Genomic DNA, 18,554 nt, shown 5'->3' with positions numbered 1-18,554 from the left:
CGTGGGAAAGATCGACGCACGCCCGGCCGATACCCTGCCGCTGAAGACGCGGCTGCTCTATGGGTCGGGCACGATCGCCTTCGGGATCAAGGATCATGGTTTCAACGCGCTGTTGATGCTGTTCTACAACCAGGTCGTCGGGCTTCCGGCGGCCTGGGTCGGATCGGCGATCATGATCGTGATGATCGCCGATGCGCTGTTCGATCCGCTGCTGGGACAATATTCGGACAATGTCCGCACCCGCTGGGGGCGGCGGCACCCCTTCATGTATGCGGCGGCGCTGCCCATCGCGCTTTTTTACCTGCTGCTGTGGATGCCGCCCGAGATGGCGCGGGGGGCGCAGTTCGCGTGGCTCGTCGCCACCGCGATCCTCGTGCGCTTTTCGATCAGCCTGTATGAAATTCCGTCGACCGCGCTGCTCGCCGAATTCACCAGCGACTATGACGAGCGCACCAAGCTGGTCGCGGCGCGCTTTTTCTTCGGCGTGTGCGGCGGCATCGCGATGACGGTGGTGACCTTCGGCTATTTCCTGCGGCCGACGGCGGCGCAGCCGGTCGGTCACCTCAACGCCGGCGGTTATGTCACCTATGCCTGGGTGGCGGCGGCGATCATGATGCTGTCGGTGCTGATCTCGTCGCTGGGGACGCAGAAGGAGGTGCTGAAACGCCCGCCGCCGCCGCCAGCCGTCAAGGTTCCAATAGGACGGATGCTGCGCGAAATGCTGGGGGTGCTGGTGCATCCGGCCTATATCTCGATCCTGCTCGCCAGCCTGTTCTTTGCGGTGGCGTCGGGGCTCAGCCTGTCGCTGTCGGTCTATTTCTCGACCTATTTCTGGGAACTCAGCGCCAGCCAGATCGCCACCGTCGCGTCGACCGCGGTTGTCGGCATCCTGCTCGCCTTCGTCGTCGTGCTGCCGCTGTCGGCGCGCTTCGGCAAGAAGCCCGCGGCGATGCTGATGTTCGGGCTAGGGCTGGTGTTGAGCGTACTGCCGCTGGCGCTGCGCCTCGCCGGCCTGTTTCCGGGCAATGGCGACCCGCTGCTGCTGTGGCTGCTGATGGCGCAATTCGCCTTCACTATGATGACGACGATCGCCGGCGGCATATTGGCGGTGTCGATGGTCGCCGACGTGACCGACCAGATCCAGCTCGAGACCGGCCGCCGTTCCGAAGGCCTGCTGTTTTCCGCCGCCACCATGGTCAACAAGGCGATATCGGGCATGGGGATCATGCTCGCGGGGCTGCTGCTGGCCTTCGTCGGCTTCCCCGACAATGCCCAGCCCGGCCAGGTCGACGCCGACGCGCTTTCGGGGCTGGCGACCATCTATATCGTCACGCTGTCGGTCGCGACCACGATCGCGATCATCTGCCTTGCCTATTATCCGATCAGCCGGTCGCGCCACATGGAGAATATCCGGCGGCTGGGCGAAGCCGCCGCCGAATGACCGCGTGGTTCGTCGTCGGACCGCCGCGTCAGATGCCGTCGCGCCGGGTCAGTGGCAGCCCGCCGGCGAGCAAGGCTTCGGCCGCATCGAGCAGCCGCTCATTCTCGGCGACCAGATCGCCGGCGCGGCCGCTTTCGATCCAGGCGTCGAACGCCATCCTGCCGCCCGCGACAAGCATCGCGGCCGCCATTTGCGCGCGGCGGTCCTGCCCCGGATCGATGCCGAGTTCGTCGGCGATATAGTCGGTCATCAGGTCGATCTGGAGCCGCTGATGCCCGTACCACACCGGCAGCAGTTCGGGTTCGCCGGCGAGCGCGCGGCCGAGGTTGATCTGGCCATCGCCGTCGCGTTCATAGGCGTGCGCGAGCCGCACCACCTGGTTGCGCCAGAAGGTCAGCACCGGCACGCCCTGCGCCCGCTGCGTGGCGACGACCGCCTCGAACCGCGTGCCCGCGGTGACCGCGATCGCGGCGGCAAGATCGCGCTTCGAGGCGAAATGGGTGAACAGGGTGGTGATGTGGATATCGGCCGCTTCGGCGATCGCGGCCATCGTCGCGTCGGCATAACCGAGCGTGACGAACAGGCGTCTTGCGGCTTCCTCGATGCGCTGGCGCGTCCGGGCCTTCGCCGCAGTGCGCCGCGGAAAACTGACTTTGGATGGTTCGTCCATGGGCCGCTTATAATCATTGTCGCGCGAAGCGCCAGCTATATAAGTTGATTATTCTATGTTTATAGGATAAACTCCGGATCAACGGAAAATGGAGGGCTGGCAGCCATGATCGACATGTCGATGCGCAACGATTTTGAACGATGGGTCGAAACGGCCCGGCCGCCGCTGGCGGAGGAGCCGGCGCTGGGCCTCGCGGCGCTGATGACGACGGCGGCGTTCGTCGATCCGGTCGCGCAGGTGCCGATCTTCGATGCCATTGCCGAGGCCACCGCCGCGACCAGCGATCCCGCCGCGCGCGCCGAACGGATATCGGACGCGCTGCCCTGGCTGACCGATGGCAAGCCGCGCGTCGCATTGCCGCGCCCCCTGTGGGACGGTTTCTGGGACATCATCGCCCGGCCGCGATCCCCCGGCGACGGCGAACTCGACCTGACGCTCGCGGTCGTCGCGCTCGGCAATCATTATGACCAGCGGATGATCGATGCCTGCGAGGCGGCGCTGCTCGAATTCGACAGCGTCCACGAACTGATCGCCCAGCCCGAGGTGCGCCTCACCACCGCCGATCTGGAGCGACACGCGACCGACAGCCTGGCGCACGACCTGTTGTCGATGCTGAATGCCAACGGCTATGATATCGAAGTGATCGATGCCGACACCGTGGTCCTGCCGGGCGACTATCCGGCGCAGAACCGCACCAACCGACGTATCCTGCAACTCCACGACGTCTGGCACCTGGTCGGCGGCTATGGTTTCACCCCCGCGGGCGAGGTCGCGATCTCGGGCTTTCAGATGGCACAGTTCGGCCAGAATTATTCGACGCGCTTCCTCGCAACGGTGGCGACCAAGGCGGCGGTCGACATGCCGGCGCTGATCGACATGCTGCTGACGGTGACCTTCGACGGCTGGCGCCACGGCCGCGCGACGAAAGAGTTGATCGCGGTTCCCTGGCACCAGCGCATCGCCGATCCGATCGAGCGCGTTCGCGCCGACCTCGGCATCCGGCCGCTCGACAGCGACGCGGTGCGGACGATGGACGCCTTCATCCCGGCAGTGTGAATAGGGGGGCGCCCTAGTCGGCGCCCCAGATCATTCGGCAGGAACCGGCGTCGCCGACGGGCGATATTGCGCCGCGTCGGTGGTGAAATCGGCATGGCCATAGCTGGCGAGTTGCGCCTTCAGCTTCGCGATCAGCCGCCGGTCGGCCACCCCGCGCAGCCCCGGAATATGCGCCGCGAGCGCGTAAAGCCGGACCCGGGCATAGATGAACAGCCCCGCGACCGCCGCCAGCGCGACATCCCCGGCGGTGAGATCGACGCCGATCGAGGCCGCCTTCGCCTTGTCGCCGCCCATGAAGCTTTTGACGAAGAACAGCTTGGCAAAGGCGCGCTCGAAGGTTTCGTGGATTCGGGCGCCAAGCGAATCGTCGGGGCGCAGGTCCGCCGCCATCGTCGCGCGCAGCAATACGCCGCACGTATCGTCGTTATAGCCGCTGCGCAGCGTACCGCTCCGCGCGTTCATCAGGTCGACGATCCCCTGCGGCGTATCGGCGAGCAGCTCCTCGGGCAGGCCGAGCAGGAAGCAGCGATAGCGTGCCAGTTCGACCGTCGCCCGCTCGGCGGGGGTGAATTCGTGACGCCCCTCCTCGATCATCTTGTACGACAGCAGGAAAACCGAGATCAGGCCCGCCGGCATCTGGTCGACCTGCGGGATCGGAATGCCATAGACCTCCATGTCCCAGTCTTTCGGGCGCCGCAGGACATTGGCGCGCACCATCGAATGCATCAGCCGCACCATCGCCGCCGCCTTGAAGCCGGGGCCAAAGCGTTGCAGCGCGCCCGGCAACAGCGAGGTGGTGAAAAAGGTCGCCGTATCCTTGACGCGCCGCGCCGCCGTCTGTTGCGACAGCGTGCCGGTGATCGCCATCGGCAAGGCGGCATATTTGTTCATGAAGGTCGCGATGAAGGCGCCGCGAATGATGAACGGGCCGAAATTGGCGGCCGAATTGCGGTCGATCCGCGCGCCTTCCTCGACCAGTTCCATGTCGAGCCAGTCGGGAACCCGCTCCATGTCGCGGATGAAGGCGACCAGTTCGGGCGGCGCATCGGGCACATGCTCGATACCCTCGTCGCAGGCGCGGGTGAGCATGTCGACGAGCGCGCGAAAGCCATGTTCGCGCATCAGCGCGGCATAGGCGTCGGCGGTCGCATCGCCGATCATCGTATAGGCGCGGATGAACTCGATCCGGTCGGGATCGGCGAGCAGCGCATCGCGGTCGCGATCATATTTCCCCGAGAGTGCGGTCGGGTCGCCCGGCGTCGCGGTGAAGCGTTCGGGAACGGCACGGAAATCGACCTTGCCGTACATCGCGGGCACATGGTCCCGCTGGGCTTCGACCCTGGCCCACAGAGTGTCGAGCGCCGCGCGTGTCATCAATGTCCGTCTCCCTCTCGACGAGATGGCGAGGATCATATATATCAAATGATATAAATTCAAGCGAAACGGATGAGACCCGCCCATGACCCGCCCCGCAACCCCGGTCGCACCGCTCCGCACCGCCTCCGACGGCTATCGCAAGGGCGAGGAGACGCGGACGCGCATCCTCGCCGTGGCGCTCGCCGCGTTTGGAAACAGCGGCTTCGCCAGCGTCACGACGCGGCAGATCGCCAAGGAAGCCGGCGTCAACCTGCCGGCGCTGACCTATTATTTCGGGAACAAGCGCGGCCTCTATCTCGCCTGCGCCCACGCAATCGTCGCGCGCTATCGCGAAGGCATGGGCGCGGTGGCGCTGACATCCTATGCCGCGTTGCAGGAAGCGCTGACCCCCGATGCGGCCCGCACCCTGCTCAAGCGGCTGTTCGCGGCGCTGGCCCGCTTCCTCCTTTCGACGCCGGGCGCGCAGAATCCGTCGCTGTTCGTCCAGCGCGAGATTGCGAGTCCGGGCCCTGCCTTCGAGATTCTCTATGCCGAACTGTGGCGCCCGGGCATCGAGCTCGCCACCGACCTGATCGTGCGGGCGACGGGCGGACGGCTGACCGAAACCGAGGCGCAGGTGCGAGCGGTGCTGATGATATCGAGCCTGACGGGTTTCCTGTCGGGGCTGCCCGTCATCGCCCGCACGGCGGGAAAGGCCGACTACACCGCGCTGGTGATCGCGGCGCTCGATGGGCAGATCGGTTCGCTCGAGCAGGGCTAGACCGGCCGCGCTGCGGATTTCGGGATTATGAGGGGTAGCGGTTCGCGAGAGGAAGCGCCGACCGAAGCCCGCTATCGGCGCGGCTTTGCGGGATGCGCGGCATTGTCGCGCTCCTCGTTCGCCAGCTTGCGCCAGCGCTCGAAACGCTCGGCGCTCAGCGTGCCCTCGGCAATCGCGGCCCGGACGGCACAGCCGGGTTCGACGCCATGGGCGCAGTTCGAGAAGCGGCAATCCTGTGCGGCGAGGATGAAGTCGTCGAACACCTCCGATATCCCGGCCGCCGCGTCGGCCAGTTGCAGTTCGCGCATGCCGGGGGTGTCGAGCAGCCAGCCGCCCTGGTCGAGCCGGTGCATTTCGCGCACCGTGGTCGTGTGGCGCCCGGTGCCGTCGGCGGCGCGGATCGCCTGGGTGGCGATGCTGTCGGACCCCCGCAACGTGTTGACGAGCGTCGATTTTCCGACGCCCGAGGACCCGAGCAGCGCGACGGTTTCGCCCTTGCCGCACCAGGATGCGAGCCTGGCGACGCTGGCCGGGTCGCGGCCATCGACGGTTTCGACGCGCAATCCCGGTTCGATCGCGCGCGCTGCCGCCGCGAAGGTCTCCGGGGTGTCGGTCAGGTCGGTCTTGGTGAGCACCACCACCGGGGCGACGCCGACCTCGCGCGCCAGCACGAGGTAGCGTTCGAGCCGGGCGACGCTGAAATCCTGGTTGCACGAGGCGGTGATGAACAGCGTGTCGACATTGGCGGCGATCATCTGCTCCTTGCGCGGGTCGCCCGGCGCGCGCCGCTTGAACAGATTCTGCCGGCCAAGGACACGCACCGGGAGCATCGTGGCGCGATCGACGAGCAGCCAGTCGCCGACCGTCGGATGATCGTCCATTGGGCCGGCGCCGGGAATATAGGGCGAGACGAAGCACCGGAACCCCGCGCCCGCGACGGCGATCTTGCCGCGGTGGACGGCCATGACCCGCACCGGCAGGCAATGCCCGGCCTCCTCGGGCGTGACCTGCTCGGCGAACCAGGGCCTCCAGCCGAGCGCTTCCAGCGTCTTTTCGGGCGGGGTGTCATCGGGCGATGTCATGCGGCTGAAGCCATATCCTTCCTGTTGGTCGACCGGGTGCGGGTCGCTGGCGCATCGCTGCAAAGCCGCGCCTATCGTGTTCGGCGAGTCGCCCCAACAACAAAGGGCTGCTCCGTCCGGAGCAGCCCTTCCATTGTCTTGCCTGTCGCGGACAGCTTAGCCGAGCTGGACCCCCGCGGGGAAGGTCGCGCTCAATTCTGCCGCATGCGGCGTGTGACAATGAGACATTCGACCACCTCCTTTCGCTTGTTGACGATAGGATGAATGTAGGAGTCCCATCGCATTGTGCAAGCTGTTTGAGACCATCTTCCTTTGCCGGCTCATGCGGCGTCCCCGGCCTCATTACGCGGCGGGCGACCGAACCGCCGCCCAGTCCAGATCGAAGCGCGCCAGATATTTGCGCAGGCGGTCGGCGTCGTTGGTGCTGGTCCGCTGTTCCCGCGAGACCGCGAACAAGGTGCGTCCGGCGTCGGACAGCGATCGGGCGCCGCGGCACGCTTCGACGACGAAGGCGAGCTGGACGCGGTCGAACGGATCGATCGCGGCGAGTTCTTCGCGGGTCAGGATCCGGGCGAGACTGTCGCCCTGCGGCGTTTCGGCGCTCCAGGTCGCGCCGAGCCGCGCGATTTCGAACCCCACCGCGTCGCGGTCGATCCGTCCGGTATCGCTGAGCGTCGCCATGCGGGTGACGCTGGCGGCGAGGTCGCGGAAATTGCCCTGCCATTTCGCCGCCGCGCTCTCGGCAAAGGTGAGATAGCGATCGCGCGCCTCCTTGTTGAAGGTGACGCGCGAGCCCTCGCGCTGCGCAAAGCGTTCGAGTTCATAGTCGAGATTGGGGGCGATATCCTCGCGCCGGTCGGCGAGGCCGGGCAGCGCGAAGGTCCAGAGGTTCAGCCGCGCGAACAGGTCGTCGCGAAAGCGGCCCGCCGCGACCTCGCCGACGAGGTCGCGGTTGGTGCCCGCGATCAGCTGGAAGTCGCTTTTCGCCTCGCTGTCGGCGCCGACGGGGAGGAAGCGCCCTTCCTCGATCGCGCGCAGGATCATCGCCTGTTCGTCGAGGCCGAGTTCGCCGATCTCGTCGAGGAAGAGCAGCCCCTTGTCGGCGCTCCTGAGCAGGCCGGGGCGATCCTGCGCGGCGCCGGTGAAGGCGCCCTTGCGGTGGCCGAACAGCGCCGACATCGCGCTGTCGCCCTTGAGCGTCGCGCAATTGACCTCGACGAACGGCCCGCTGACCTGATGGCGCAGCTTCTTGAGTTCGTAGATCTTGCGCGCGAGCTGGCTCTTGCCCGCGCCGGTCGGCCCCATCAGGAGGATCGGCGCGTGGCTGCGCACCGCGACCTGTTCGATCTCCTCGATCATCCGGTTGAAGGCGGGGTTGCGCGTTTCTATGCCGCTTTTCAGGAAACTCGTGCTCTCGGCGCTCGCCTCGGCGAAGCGCGTCGCGATCGAATCATAACGCGACAGGTCGAGGTCGATGGCGTTCCATGTCCCGACCGGCTGCGGCGCGCCGCGCTGCGGCTGGGTCTGGAGCAGGCGGCCGGGCAGGTAGCGCGCCTCGCTGAGCAGGAAGAGGCAGATCTGCGCGACATGCGTGCCGGTGGTGATGTGGACGAGATAGTCGTGCGTGTCGGGATCGAAGGGAAAGTCGCGCGCGAAGTCGAGCAGCTTGCCATAGACCTCCTCGAAATCCCAAGCGTCGTCGAAGTCGAGCACGTGCGGCACGACTTCGGTTTCGGGCGAGACGTCGCGGATGTCGTCCATGACGAACTCGGCGAGGCGGCGGTGATAGCTGCCGTGGAGCAGGATGAAGCGGTCGACGCGCAAATCCTCCTGCATGCAGATGCTGACCGTCGGGCGCCACTTGTTCCAGCGCGAGGGGCCGAACTTGGCGGCGTCGAGGGTCGAGCCGAGGAATCCGATGACGGTAATGGGCTTCATGGATGGATTTATACAAATTTATAAGAGGCGATACAAGATCATCGAATTTTCGATTGTGCGCCATGCGAGCCTTTGCTGCGCTCATTTTTATTATTGTCTAAAATCATATAGTTGAGCGAATATTTCTCGGTTGCCGCGCATTTGGCACGCCTCCTGCAATTCTGTTGGCGTCGGGTTCACGTCCCCGGCAGCAGCGGAGCAAGGGGCGGCCGGAATGGGCCGGCCGCCCCCAGGCTCCGACAAGATTTCGAAGGAGTTGGACGATGGCCAACAAGACCCTCTTTTCGGCGGCATTCTCCCGCTTCCTGCCGCGCACCGACGCGGTGAACGAGGCTGGCGGGGCCGCCTATGCCTATGGCTCCGAGGCCAAGCTCGCGCAGCTTGCGGCGACGGGCACGCTGTCGGACGGTTTCTATTCGGGCGCCGACGCGCAGCTCGCCGACGTCCTGTCGGCGGCGCGCGCGGTGTCGCCCGATTTCGTCGCCAGGGCCGCGGTCTATGCCCGCAAGTCGGGCGCGATGAAGGATATGCCGGCGCTGCTCGCCGCTTACCTGACGGTCGCCGATCCCGACCTTGCGGTCCCGGTGTTCGGCCGCGTCATCGACAATGGCCGCATGCTGCGCAACTTCGTGCAGATCATGCGTTCGGGCCAGGTCGGCCGCCGTTCGCTCGGGTCGCGTCCGAAGCGGCTCGTCCGCGAATGGCTGGAAAAGGCTTCGATGCCGCAATTGATGGCGGCGGCGACGGGTAACGACCCGAGCCTCGCCGACATCGTCCGCATGGTCCACCCGGCGCCGGCTTCGGCCGACCGCCGCGCCTTTTACGGCTGGCTGATCGGCAAGCCCTATGATGTCGCGGCGCTGCCGGCGGAGATCGCGGCGTTCGAGGCCTGGAAGCGCGACCCCAAAGGGGCACTGCCGCCGGTGCCGTTCGAATGGCTGACCGCCTTTCCGCTGACCGCCGGTCAGTGGGCCGAGCTTGCGGGCCGCATGGGCTGGCAGGCGCTGCGCATGAACCTCAACACGCTGGCGCGCAACGGCGCGTTCGACGTGAAGGGGGCGACCGCCAAGGTCGCGTCGCGGCTGGCCGATGCCGATACGATCGCCCGGGTTCGCCCGGCGCCGTATCAGCTGATGGTCGCGATGGGCCAGGTCGGCGAGGCGGTTCCGCTGCGTGTCCAGGCGGCGCTCGAAGAGGCGCTCGAACTGTCGCTCGCGACGGTTCCGGTGCTGGCGGGCCATGTCGTGGTCTGTCCGGACGTCTCGGGCTCGATGAGTTCGGCGGCGACCGGCCAGCGCAAGGGCGCGACCTCGGCGGTCCGCTGCATCGACATCGCGGCGCTGGTCGCGGCGGCGGTGCTGCGCACCAACCGGCAGGCGCGGGTGATGCCGTTCGATGTCGACGTTGTCGGCATGACGCTCGATCCCAAGGCGCGGGTCGCGGTCAACGCGGCACGGCTGGCGGCGATCGGCGGCGGCGGCACCAATGTGTCGGCCCCGCTTGCCCGGCTGAATGCCGAGCGCGCGAAGGTCGATACGGTGGTGATCGTGTCCGACAACGAAAGCTGGATCGACCCGACCCGGCGCGGCGCGACGGCGACGATGAACGAGTGGAACAAGCTGAAGGCCCGCAACCCGGGCGCGAAGCTGATCTGCGTCGACATCCAGCCCTATGGCACCACGCAGGCGAAGGATCGCAAGGACATCATGAATGTCGGTGGCTTCACCGACGCGGTCTTCGAGGCCATGGCCCGCTTCGCTTCCGGCGAAACGCGCGATTGGGTGGAGATCGTCAACGAAACGGAGGTATGAAACAGGTCGTGGCGAATGCAGGCAGGACTACATTCCAAGGCGCTTGGTCCATCGGGGATGCGTAGGGAGCAATCCTTGCGAGCGGGTTCGACTCCCGTCTGGCGAGAGTGTCTTGCCGATCCTCGTCGCCACGACCCATCATGAACATCACGGCGAATGCCGGGAAGGACTACAGACTGTCGCGGGTTCGAATCCCGCCTGTCCGGTAACGGACAGTAGCTCAGCCAGGTAGAGCATCAGCCTTCGGGCGTGTCTTTTCCGATTCTCGTCGCCGTGACCCGCAACCTATTTCGATAGGGAGATCGCAGCGAATGCCGGTGGGACTACATCGGCACCATGAAGGCCCGACGAGTAAAGCGCCCGGACCCGCAAGGCCTCTGGGAGATGCGGGTTCGAATCCCGCCTTGCCATGTAGCTTAAGGGCCGCGTCTCACCATCTCTCGTCGCTGCGAGATCCTTATCGGCCGGCGGATGCCGGACGGGACTACACCTTCCAACGGTGCCCCATGCGGGGCAATGTCTCGTCCAATCCCTCGCCGTCGGCACCCACTTCACGCTGGCGAATGCCGGTGGGACTACATTCCAAGAGGGGCCAGTTGGCGGGGCTTTGCTCACGCGCTGGCTTGAATGTCTCACCAGATCCTCGTCGCCAGCACCTCGAACAAGTCGGCGAATGCCGGCGGGACTACAGGGTCAGAGCGTCCACCCCAGGGTGGAAGGTCGGCGGTTCAAGTCCGCCCCCGGCTTGCCGGAGTAGCTCAGGAAAAATGTCTCGCCACGCCTCGTCGCCGGCACCATGAAGATGATGAAAGAAGGAGGTCAGCCATGACCCAGACGACTTATGAAGTGCTGAACGTCGAGGGCGGACGCCCGGTCAAGATGTGGACCCGCGGCGTGCCCGTCGAGGACATGGCGCGCGCGCAGCTTCGCAAGGCGGCGCAGATGCCGTTCGTGTTCAAGCATGTCGCGGCGATGCCCGACGTCCACGTCGGCATCGGCGCGACCGTCGGATCGGTGATCCCGACCAAGGGCGCGGTCATTCCGGCGGCGGTCGGGGTCGACATCGGCTGCGGCATGATGGCGGCGCGCACCACGCTGATGGCGCACGACCTGCCCGACACGCTCGAGGGCATCCGCAGCGCGATCGAGGCGGCGGTGCCGCACGGCCGGTCGGTCGGGCGCGGCAAGCGCGACACCGGTTCGTGGGGTGATCCGCCGGCGGCGATCGTCGACGCCTGGGCGACGCTCGCCGAGCGTTTCGGCCATATCGTCGCCAAGCATCCGCGGCTGAAGAACACCAACAACCTCACGCATCTGGGGACGCTTGGGACGGGAAACCATTTCATCGAGCTGTGCCTCGATACCGAGGCGCGGGTGTGGGTGATGCTCCATTCGGGGTCGCGCGGCGTCGGCAATGCGATCGGCACCTACTTCATCGAACTGGCGAAGAAGGACATGCGCAAGTGGTTCATCAACCTGCCCGACGAAGATCTGGCGTACTTCCCGGAAGGGACCGACCATTTCGACGATTATGTCGAGGCGGTGGGCTGGGCGCAGGACTTTGCGGCGCTGAACCGGCGGATGATGATGGCGAATGTGATCGCGGCGCTGCGGCGCCAGATCGCCAAGCCCTTCGAGGCCGAAGCCGAAGCGGTGAATTGCCATCACAATTATGTGACGCGCGAGAATCACTTCGGCGAGAATGTCCTCGTCACCAGAAAAGGTGCCGTGCGCGCGGCGAAAGGCACGATGGGGATCATCCCGGGTTCGATGGGCGCGAAATCGTTCATCGTGCGCGGGCTGGGCAACCCGGAGTCGTTCGATAGCTGCAGCCATGGCGCGGGCCGTGTCATGAGCCGCACCGCGGCGAAGAAGCTCGTCACGCTCGACGAGCATATCGCCGACACCGCGGGGGTCGAATGCCGCAAGGACGAAGGCGTCATCGACGAGACGCCGAAGGCGTACAAGCCGATCGAGGCGGTGATGGCGGCGCAAGCCGACCTCGTCGAGATCGTCCATACGCTGAAGCAGGTGGTGTGCGTGAAGGGATGACCCCCTTCACGCCGCCGTCCAAGGGGGACATCATGTGTGACCGGGTCGCCGAATGGCGGCAGGACGGCCAGATTTTCGTCTGGCGCTATCCGAAACGCAACAAGCATGCGGGCGAATGGCATTTCACTGGCGATCCGGTGGGATGCCGTTCGATCCGCAACCTCATCGACCGGATGGCTGGCGGCGAAGCCTGTCACCGGACGTTGAAGATTGAGCCGGTGAAGGCGACGATTGCGGCGGTTCCCAACTACGGCGACCCCAAGCCGGATCGCTTCGCCTCGATGCGGGTCGTTTTCGAGCCGGATGCCCCCGATCTGTCCATGGCGGATGACGGCGACCGGCTAATTCTGACTTTCGGGGAAAAGCGGCTTCGCACTCTGCGAGCGGCGTTTGCCGAAGTGGAGGTCGGGATTGGCGATTTCGGCGTAGCGACATCCGACGATCGCAAGGAAAAGGGCTGGTGGTTCTGGTGGATGCCTTGGTCCGCCGGACATTATGAACAATAGTTGGAAAAGATGAGCATCGAACCCGCCATCCGGCAAGACATCGAAAACCGCCTGTCCGCCGTCGAGGCGGAGGATGGCGTGCGCCTGTTGCTCGCGATCGAATCGGGGTCGCGCGCCTGGGGCTTTCCGTCGCCCGACAGCGATTATGACGTGCGCTTCCTCTATGTCCGGCCGCGCCGCGACTATCTGGCGCTCAGCCCGGTGCGCGACGTGATCGAGCGGGAGATCGTCGACGAGATCGACCTCAACGGCTGGGACATCCGCAAGGCGCTGGGGCTGATGCTGCGCAACAATTCGGTCCTGTCCGAATGGATCGGATCGCCGATCGAGTATCGCGACCCCGACCCCTTCGTCGCGCGCATGGCGGAACTGAAAGATCGGCATTTCGATCCCAACGGCTTCGCGCTGCACTATGCGAAACTCGGGCGTACGGCGATCGCGCGCTGGCTGCAGGACGAGAGCGAGGTCGCGGTGAAGCGCTATTTCTATGCGCTGCGTCCGGCGCTGGCGATCCGCGTGCTGCGGCGCGATCCGTCGCGCCGGCCGCCGATGCAATTGCAGCAATTGATGGCCGAGGCCGACCTTCCCGCTTCGCTGGCGGGCGAGATCGAGCGGCTGGTGGCGATGAAGGCGGATACGCGCGAGGCCGGACCTATCGCGCGCTTGCCCGAGATCGACGCGCTGATCGCCGACGAACTGGGGCGTGCGGACGAGGTGCCGGCGCGCCCGACAAGCGAAGCCTTCGCGGCGGAGGCGAACGACCTGTTTCTGGAATTGGTAGAAGACACATGATCATCATCGACGGATCGGAAGGCGAAGGCGGGGGGCAGGTGCTGCGCTATGCGTGTGCGCTCGCGTTGCTCACGGGTACGCCCTTCGCGATCGAGAATATTCGCGGCGGGCGCGAGAAGCCGGGGTTGATGCGCCAGCATGTGACCGCGATCGAGGCCGCGTGCGTGATCGGCGGCGCCGAATGCACCGGGCTGGCCGTGGGATCGAACAGCCTGTCCTTTCGTCCCGGCCGGGTGACGCCGGGCGACTATCATTTCGCGGTGGGCACCGCGGGCAGCACGGGGCTGGTCCTCCAGACGATCCTGGTGCCGCTGATGCTCGCCGATGCACCGTCGCGCCTCGTGATCGAGGGCGGAACGCATGCGATGGCGGCGCCACCGTTCGAATTTCTCGAGCGCACGTTGCTGCCGGTCATCAACCGCATGGGGCCGACGGTGTCGGCGCGGCTGGTGCGGCACGGCTTTTTCCCGCGCGGCGGGGGGCGGATCGAGGTCGACATCGTGCCGGCGCCGCTGCGCCCGATCGCGTGCCTGGCGCGCGGCGACTTGCGCCGCGTCGGCGCGACCGCGATCCTGGCGGGCATTCCGTTCGACGTCGGCGATCGCGAACTCAAGACCGCGGCCAAGACGCTGGCCGACTGGCCGCAGGACGCTTTCGCCACCCGGCAGCTTCCCGCCGAGCAGGGGCCGGGGAACGCGCTGATCCTCGAGGCGGCGTTCGAGCATGTGACCGAAGTGATGTCGGCATTCGGAAAGATCGGCGTTCCGGCCGAGCGGCTTGCCAAGACCGCCGCGCGGCGGATGGGCGGCTATCTCGCCTGCGACGCCTTTGCGGGACCCTATCTGCAGGACCAGCTTCTGCTCCCGTTCGCGCTGGCGGGGGACGGCGTGTTTTCGACGGTGAAAGTGAGTCAGCACACGCTGACCGCGGCGGCGCTCGTCGCGCGCTTTGTCGGACGCGGTTTCCGGTTCCGTTCGTGCGAGGACGGGGCGACGCTGGTCGAGGTGGCCCGCGCCTAGAATATTTCCGGCTCGACCAGCCGGTTTTCCGAACCGCGCGGCGGCACGAGGGACCTTCACCCGCCGCGCGGTGTCGGCGCTGCGGCCTTCGTTCGCCGTGAAAATTGACTTTACCCGGTCAGCGCGCGACTGGTCTTGCGACATGCCGACGAAACACTGGATCGCGATCATCGCGCTTGTGCTGTTGGCCTGGCTGTCGCCCACCCCGGCGGCGGCTGCGGCGGCTGCGGCGGGGGCCATGCCGACGGTGGAGCTTCGCACCGGCGAAGAGGTGCCCGCGCTCGCGCGCTATGTTCGCTACAAGACCGGGACCGCGCATCCCGCCACGATCGATGCGGCGAGCGTGCTCGCCGAACCGCTCGCGCGCGTCACCGGATCGACGATCCATTTCGGACCGCCCGGCCGCAAGACGATGGTGATGGTCAAGGTCCGCAACGTCGGCGACAATCAGGGCAGCTGGATTTTCAGCACCGGACGCGGGTCGCTCACCTATTTCCGCCTGTACGAAATGACGGGCGACCGGCTCACGCTCCTCGTCGACGGATCGAATGCCGAGGCGGCGCGCGAAAATCTGCGAACCTATCAGGCGTTCAGCACCGAATTCGTGCTCGATCCGGGGCAGGAAAAGCTTCTCGTCATCGATTTCCTGTCGGAAAATTCGACCTATCTTCCGCTCAAGATCAGCAGCTACGGGACCTTCTTCGATGAGCGGCGCGCGAACGTCGCGATGGTTTCGGGCGTGGTGTCCGGTGTCGTCGCGCTGGTCCTGCTGAACTTCCTCTTCTTCTCGATCACCGGGCATCGCGAGTTCATCTGGCTCGCGGTCGCGCAGGGCTTTTTCGCGCTCAACACCGTGCATTCGGAAGGTTATATCACCATCTTCTTCCTCGCCGACCGCCCGCTGGCCGGGGTCGCGATCGAGGATCTCTTCAAATGCGGCTTCGCCGCCGCGATGGCCCAGTTCTGCCGCAGCTTTATCCGAACGCCGCAGCTTTTCCCGCGCCGCGACATCGCGCTGCGCATCCTGATCGGCGCGGCGCTGCTGATCATGGCGCTGCAGCCCGCGCTGGCGTACTACCCACCCGGTTTTCGCCAGTCGCTGCACGTCGGCGGCTGGCTGGTCGCGATTTCGGTCGCGCTGTTCCTCCCCTTCGTCGGCTTTGCCGCGATGCAGCAGCTCGGCCGCCAGCTCTGGCCGCTGTTCGTCGGCTGGGGCAGCCTCGCGGTCTTCATCATCTATGGCGCCGTCGCCTCGATGGGGCTCTTCGCCTGGCTGCCGATCAACTGGCATCTCGCCGGGCCGGTCGGGCTGTTCGAATCGATCATGGTCACGCTCGCGCTCGGCCTCAATCTCAAGAAGATCCAGAACGACAAGCTCGCCGCCGACCGCAACTATGCCAGCTCGCTGGCCGAGCGGGTCGAAATCAGCGAACGCGCGGCGCGGCTGGCCGAGGAAAAGGCCTTCGCGCTCGCGACGGTGAACAGCCAGAATGCCTTGCTGCACGCGTCGGGGCACGACAGCCGGCAGGTGATCCTGGCGCTCAACAGCGCGGTCGAGGTGCTCCGGCGCGGCGACGAGGCCGGGGTTCATCGCGAACTCACCGACATGCTCGAAAGTTCGGCGACCTATCTGGGCGAGATCGTCTCGACGACGATGTCGGGCGCCAACATCATCGGCAGCGACACGGGCTTCCTCGCGCTCGGCGCCTTCGAGGCGCGGGCGCTGGTCGAACCGCTGCAGATGATGTTCAAGGCGCCCTTCGCCGACAAGGGGCTGTCGCTCGAAACCCGCGTCGTCGGCGACATCCAGCTGATCTCGGACAAGCCGCTGTTGATGCGCGCGCTCGCCAACCTCCTGGGCAACGCGTATCAATATACCGAGACGGGCGGCGCGCATGTCGTCGTCGAACGCCGCGATACGGCCGCGGTCATCGCCATCACCGACAGCGGCCGGGGAATGCCCGCCGCGATCGTCGCGGCGCTGAACGGCGACGGCGCCGCCCGTCTGCGCGCCGACGAGAGCATGCACGGCACCGGTTCGGGCTTTCGCGCGGCAAAGCGACTGATCGGCGGCTTGGGCGGCTCGCTCGAAATCGTCGCCTCGTCGGAGGCCGGGACCGCGCTTCGCATCGTCCTGCCCTGCGCCTTCGCCGCGGTCAGCCCCTGTTCGACCGCCACGCTGCAGGCCGGGCTGCGCGATTGGCTCATCCTCGATTTCGACCAGCGCCCGGCCTTCGACGCCGGGCTGGCTGCCGCCGCGATGCCGCGCAACAGGATTGCCGCGCTGACCTATGACGACACGACGGTGACCCGCGGCCGCCTTGGCGAGCTGGTCGGGCTGGCGATCATCAAGCCGCCGTGCCGCGAACTCCTCGCGCACCCGGCGTTCGGGACGTCAGAGCAGGCCTAGTTCCAGCGCCCGCTCGACGATCTTGCGGTTGTTCGGCACGTCGAGCTTGCGCCGCACTTCGGCGATATGGAACGACACGGTCGGCTGTGCGATCGACAGGCGATAGGCGATTTCCTTGTTGCTCTCGCCCTGTCCCAGATAGTGGAGGATCGCCATCTGGCGCGACGACAGCGCGACCGGTGGTTGCTGATACTTGCCGAGCGCTTCGCGCATATGGTCCGATATGAAAATGTCGCCGGCGAGCGCCGCGTCGCACGCCGCGACGATCTGATCGGGCGGATCGGCCTTGCTCACCACCGCGCGCGCGCCGAGCTTCAGCGCATAATCGATCTCGCCCAGCAGGGTTTCGCCGGTCAGGACGATCACCGTCATGTCGCGCGACCCGACGATCTCGGCCAGCACGTTGACGCCGCGGACGTCGGGCAGGTTGAGGTCGAGGATGACGAGATCGACGGGCTGCGACTGGACAAAGGCATTGACCAGCGCGCCGCGATCGAGCGCGCCGACCACCGCATAACGTTCGTGCGCCGCAAACAGCAGTTTCAGCCCGCTTCGCGTGATGCCGTGATCGTCGACGATCAGGATTTGATGCTTGGCGGTCATTGCGGCGTCCATTCCAAAGCGCGTCGAACGCGCATGCCCCACGGCGGCGGCCGGCCGCAACCCGAATAATCTTCAGGGCGATGCCGCCGCCGGGCGGCCCTGCCAATCCGTCCGGCTTTGGTCCTTTTATCCACCGCTGCGCCCGGCGTTTGCGAGCCCATCGGGCGGCACCGGCAGGTGCCGGCAATTTTTCTGCGGGCGCCGTGTCCGGTTCGGCCGGCGTTTCCCGTCTTACCCCATGACAGCATGCGTGGCGGACCGATGCGGGTTCGCCGGCGGCTGACGCGGGGACATCTGCGCCGCACGAGCGAAGCCCCAGGTCGCGTTTTTCATCGCAGCCGCCCCCGCGCGGCGAGGACTAGGGGATTACCGATGCGCAAGACCACCAAGCTGCTTTTTACTGCCGCCCCCGCGGCGCTCGCTCTGTCGCTGGCGATGCCGGCGCATGCCGACCCGACGCCCGAGTGCAACAGCGGGTCCGCGCTCAATGCGACCGAATGCGGCATCAATGCGGAAGCCGATGGCGAGGATTCGACCGCAGTCGGTGCCAATACCGCGACCCGCCAGCAATCGACCTCGATCGGCAGCGGCGCGCTGTCGGGCTTCAACTCGGTCGCGACGGGCTATAATTCGCTGGCCTTCCTGAATGCCGTGGCGGTCGGCGCCGGCGCGGGAGCGGGCAACCAGGGCACGGCCATCGGCACCAACGCGCGCGCGACGGGCAATCTCAACGCCACGGCGGTGGGGACCGGCGCTCAGGCGATCTCGGAAAATGCCACGTCGCTAGGCGCCATCGCATCGGCGGAGGGCGACAATTCGACCGCGATCGGGTTCAACACCAAGACGCGGCAGCAATCGACATCGGTCGGCGCCAACGCGCTGTCGGGCTTCAACTCGGTCGCGACGGGCTATGATTCGCTGGCCTTTCTGAACGCCGTGGCGGTCGGCAGCGGCGCGGGGGCGGGCAACCAGGGCACGGCCATCGGCACCAACGCGCGCGCGACGGGCAATCTCAACGCCACGGCGGTGGGGACCGG

The 18,554-nt window shown here is 66.4% G+C and carries 14 protein-coding genes and 1 pseudogene; 10 read left to right on the top strand and 5 right to left on the bottom strand.

The genetic code is table 11. The features are described 5' to 3' along the window. Position 1: 1 nt before the first annotated feature. Complete coding sequence (locus AC3WS4_RS06480) at positions 2-1,441, top strand: MFS transporter (RefSeq protein ID WP_492735617.1); 1,440 nt, start codon at positions 2-4, stop codon at positions 1,439-1,441. Positions 1,442-1,469: 28 nt separating this feature from the next. Here the strand turns inward: AC3WS4_RS06480 and AC3WS4_RS06475 are convergent, their stop codons facing one another. Further along, positions 1,470-2,111, bottom strand: a complete 642-nt coding sequence (locus AC3WS4_RS06475; protein WP_187141953.1) for a TetR/AcrR family transcriptional regulator — start codon at positions 2,109-2,111, stop codon at positions 1,470-1,472. A gap of 105 nt (positions 2,112-2,216) precedes the next feature. Between AC3WS4_RS06475 and AC3WS4_RS06470 the strand changes: the two genes are divergently transcribed. Further along, on the top strand, positions 2,217-3,167 hold the full coding sequence (locus tag AC3WS4_RS06470) for a Coq4 family protein (protein WP_056344610.1): 951 nt from the start codon (positions 2,217-2,219) through the stop codon (positions 3,165-3,167). A 30-nt stretch (positions 3,168-3,197) separates the two neighbouring features. On the opposite strand, the gene AC3WS4_RS06465 is transcribed toward AC3WS4_RS06470, so the two are convergent. Further along, positions 3,198-4,541 carry an oxygenase MpaB family protein gene (locus AC3WS4_RS06465; RefSeq protein ID WP_492742680.1) on the bottom strand — a complete coding sequence of 448 codons (1,344 nt, stop codon included), beginning with the start codon at positions 4,539-4,541 and terminating at the stop codon, positions 3,198-3,200. A gap of 85 nt (positions 4,542-4,626) precedes the next feature. Here AC3WS4_RS06465 and AC3WS4_RS06460 point away from each other — a divergent pair, with 85 nt between their 5' ends. Continuing rightward, entirely contained in the window at positions 4,627-5,304 is a 678-nt protein-coding gene (locus tag AC3WS4_RS06460; protein ID WP_492735622.1) for a CerR family C-terminal domain-containing protein, read from the top strand. Positions 5,305-5,375: 71 nt separating this feature from the next. Here the strand turns inward: AC3WS4_RS06460 and rsgA are convergent, their stop codons facing one another. Together rsgA and rtcR are read right to left on the bottom strand one after the other, a co-directional pair. Then, positions 5,376-6,386 (bottom strand): ribosome small subunit-dependent GTPase A, encoded by a 1,011-nt coding sequence (rsgA, locus tag AC3WS4_RS06455; RefSeq protein ID WP_492735624.1) that lies wholly within the window; start codon positions 6,384-6,386, stop codon positions 5,376-5,378. A 342-nt stretch (positions 6,387-6,728) separates the two neighbouring features. After that, a complete protein-coding gene (gene rtcR, locus AC3WS4_RS06450; protein ID WP_492735626.1) occupies positions 6,729-8,324 on the bottom strand; it encodes an RNA repair transcriptional activator RtcR in 1,596 nt (531 codons plus the stop codon). Positions 8,325-8,587: 263 nt separating this feature from the next. Between rtcR and AC3WS4_RS06445 the strand changes: the two genes are divergently transcribed. The 6 genes from AC3WS4_RS06445 (at position 8,588) to AC3WS4_RS06420 (ending at position 16,914) form a co-directional block, all read left to right on the top strand. Further along, positions 8,588-10,135, top strand: coding sequence for a vWA domain-containing protein (locus AC3WS4_RS06445; protein WP_492735628.1), 1,548 nt, complete (start codon positions 8,588-8,590; stop codon positions 10,133-10,135). 825 nt (positions 10,136-10,960) lie between these two features. After that, positions 10,961-12,187 carry an RtcB family protein gene (locus tag AC3WS4_RS06440; RefSeq protein WP_056344598.1) on the top strand — a complete coding sequence of 409 codons (1,227 nt, stop codon included), beginning with the start codon at positions 10,961-10,963 and terminating at the stop codon, positions 12,185-12,187. Continuing rightward, entirely contained in the window at positions 12,184-12,693 is a 510-nt protein-coding gene (locus tag AC3WS4_RS06435) for a hypothetical protein (protein ID WP_492735631.1), read from the top strand. The genes AC3WS4_RS06440 and AC3WS4_RS06435 overlap by 4 nt, the downstream gene beginning before the upstream one ends. A gap of 9 nt (positions 12,694-12,702) precedes the next feature. Then, complete coding sequence (locus AC3WS4_RS06430) at positions 12,703-13,485, top strand: nucleotidyltransferase domain-containing protein (protein ID WP_187142134.1); 783 nt, start codon at positions 12,703-12,705, stop codon at positions 13,483-13,485. Further along, positions 13,482-14,504: an RNA 3'-terminal phosphate cyclase gene (gene rtcA / locus AC3WS4_RS06425; protein WP_492735633.1), complete on the top strand. Its 1,023-nt coding sequence runs from the start codon at positions 13,482-13,484 to the stop codon at positions 14,502-14,504. Before AC3WS4_RS06430 ends, rtcA begins: the two co-directional genes overlap by 4 nt. Positions 14,505-14,646: 142 nt before the next feature. Next, positions 14,647-16,914 (top strand): sensor histidine kinase, encoded by a 2,268-nt coding sequence (locus tag AC3WS4_RS06420; protein WP_492735635.1) that lies wholly within the window; start codon positions 14,647-14,649, stop codon positions 16,912-16,914. Here AC3WS4_RS06420 and AC3WS4_RS06415 read toward each other — a convergent pair. Then, positions 16,900-17,517, bottom strand: coding sequence for a response regulator (locus tag AC3WS4_RS06415; protein WP_056344588.1), 618 nt, complete (start codon positions 17,515-17,517; stop codon positions 16,900-16,902). The genes AC3WS4_RS06420 and AC3WS4_RS06415 overlap by 15 nt on opposite strands. A gap of 372 nt (positions 17,518-17,889) precedes the next feature. On the opposite strand from AC3WS4_RS06415, the pseudogene AC3WS4_RS06410 reads away from it, so the two are divergent. Beyond that, a pseudogene (locus tag AC3WS4_RS06410) lies at positions 17,890-18,554 on the top strand (hypothetical protein); the annotation flags it as partial.

It is taken from the genome of Sphingopyxis sp. EU05-FHT14B03, from assembly GCF_058790875.1.
Note: the sequence above shows the minus strand (reverse complement) of the source record. Positions and strands in the feature narration are given on the sequence as shown.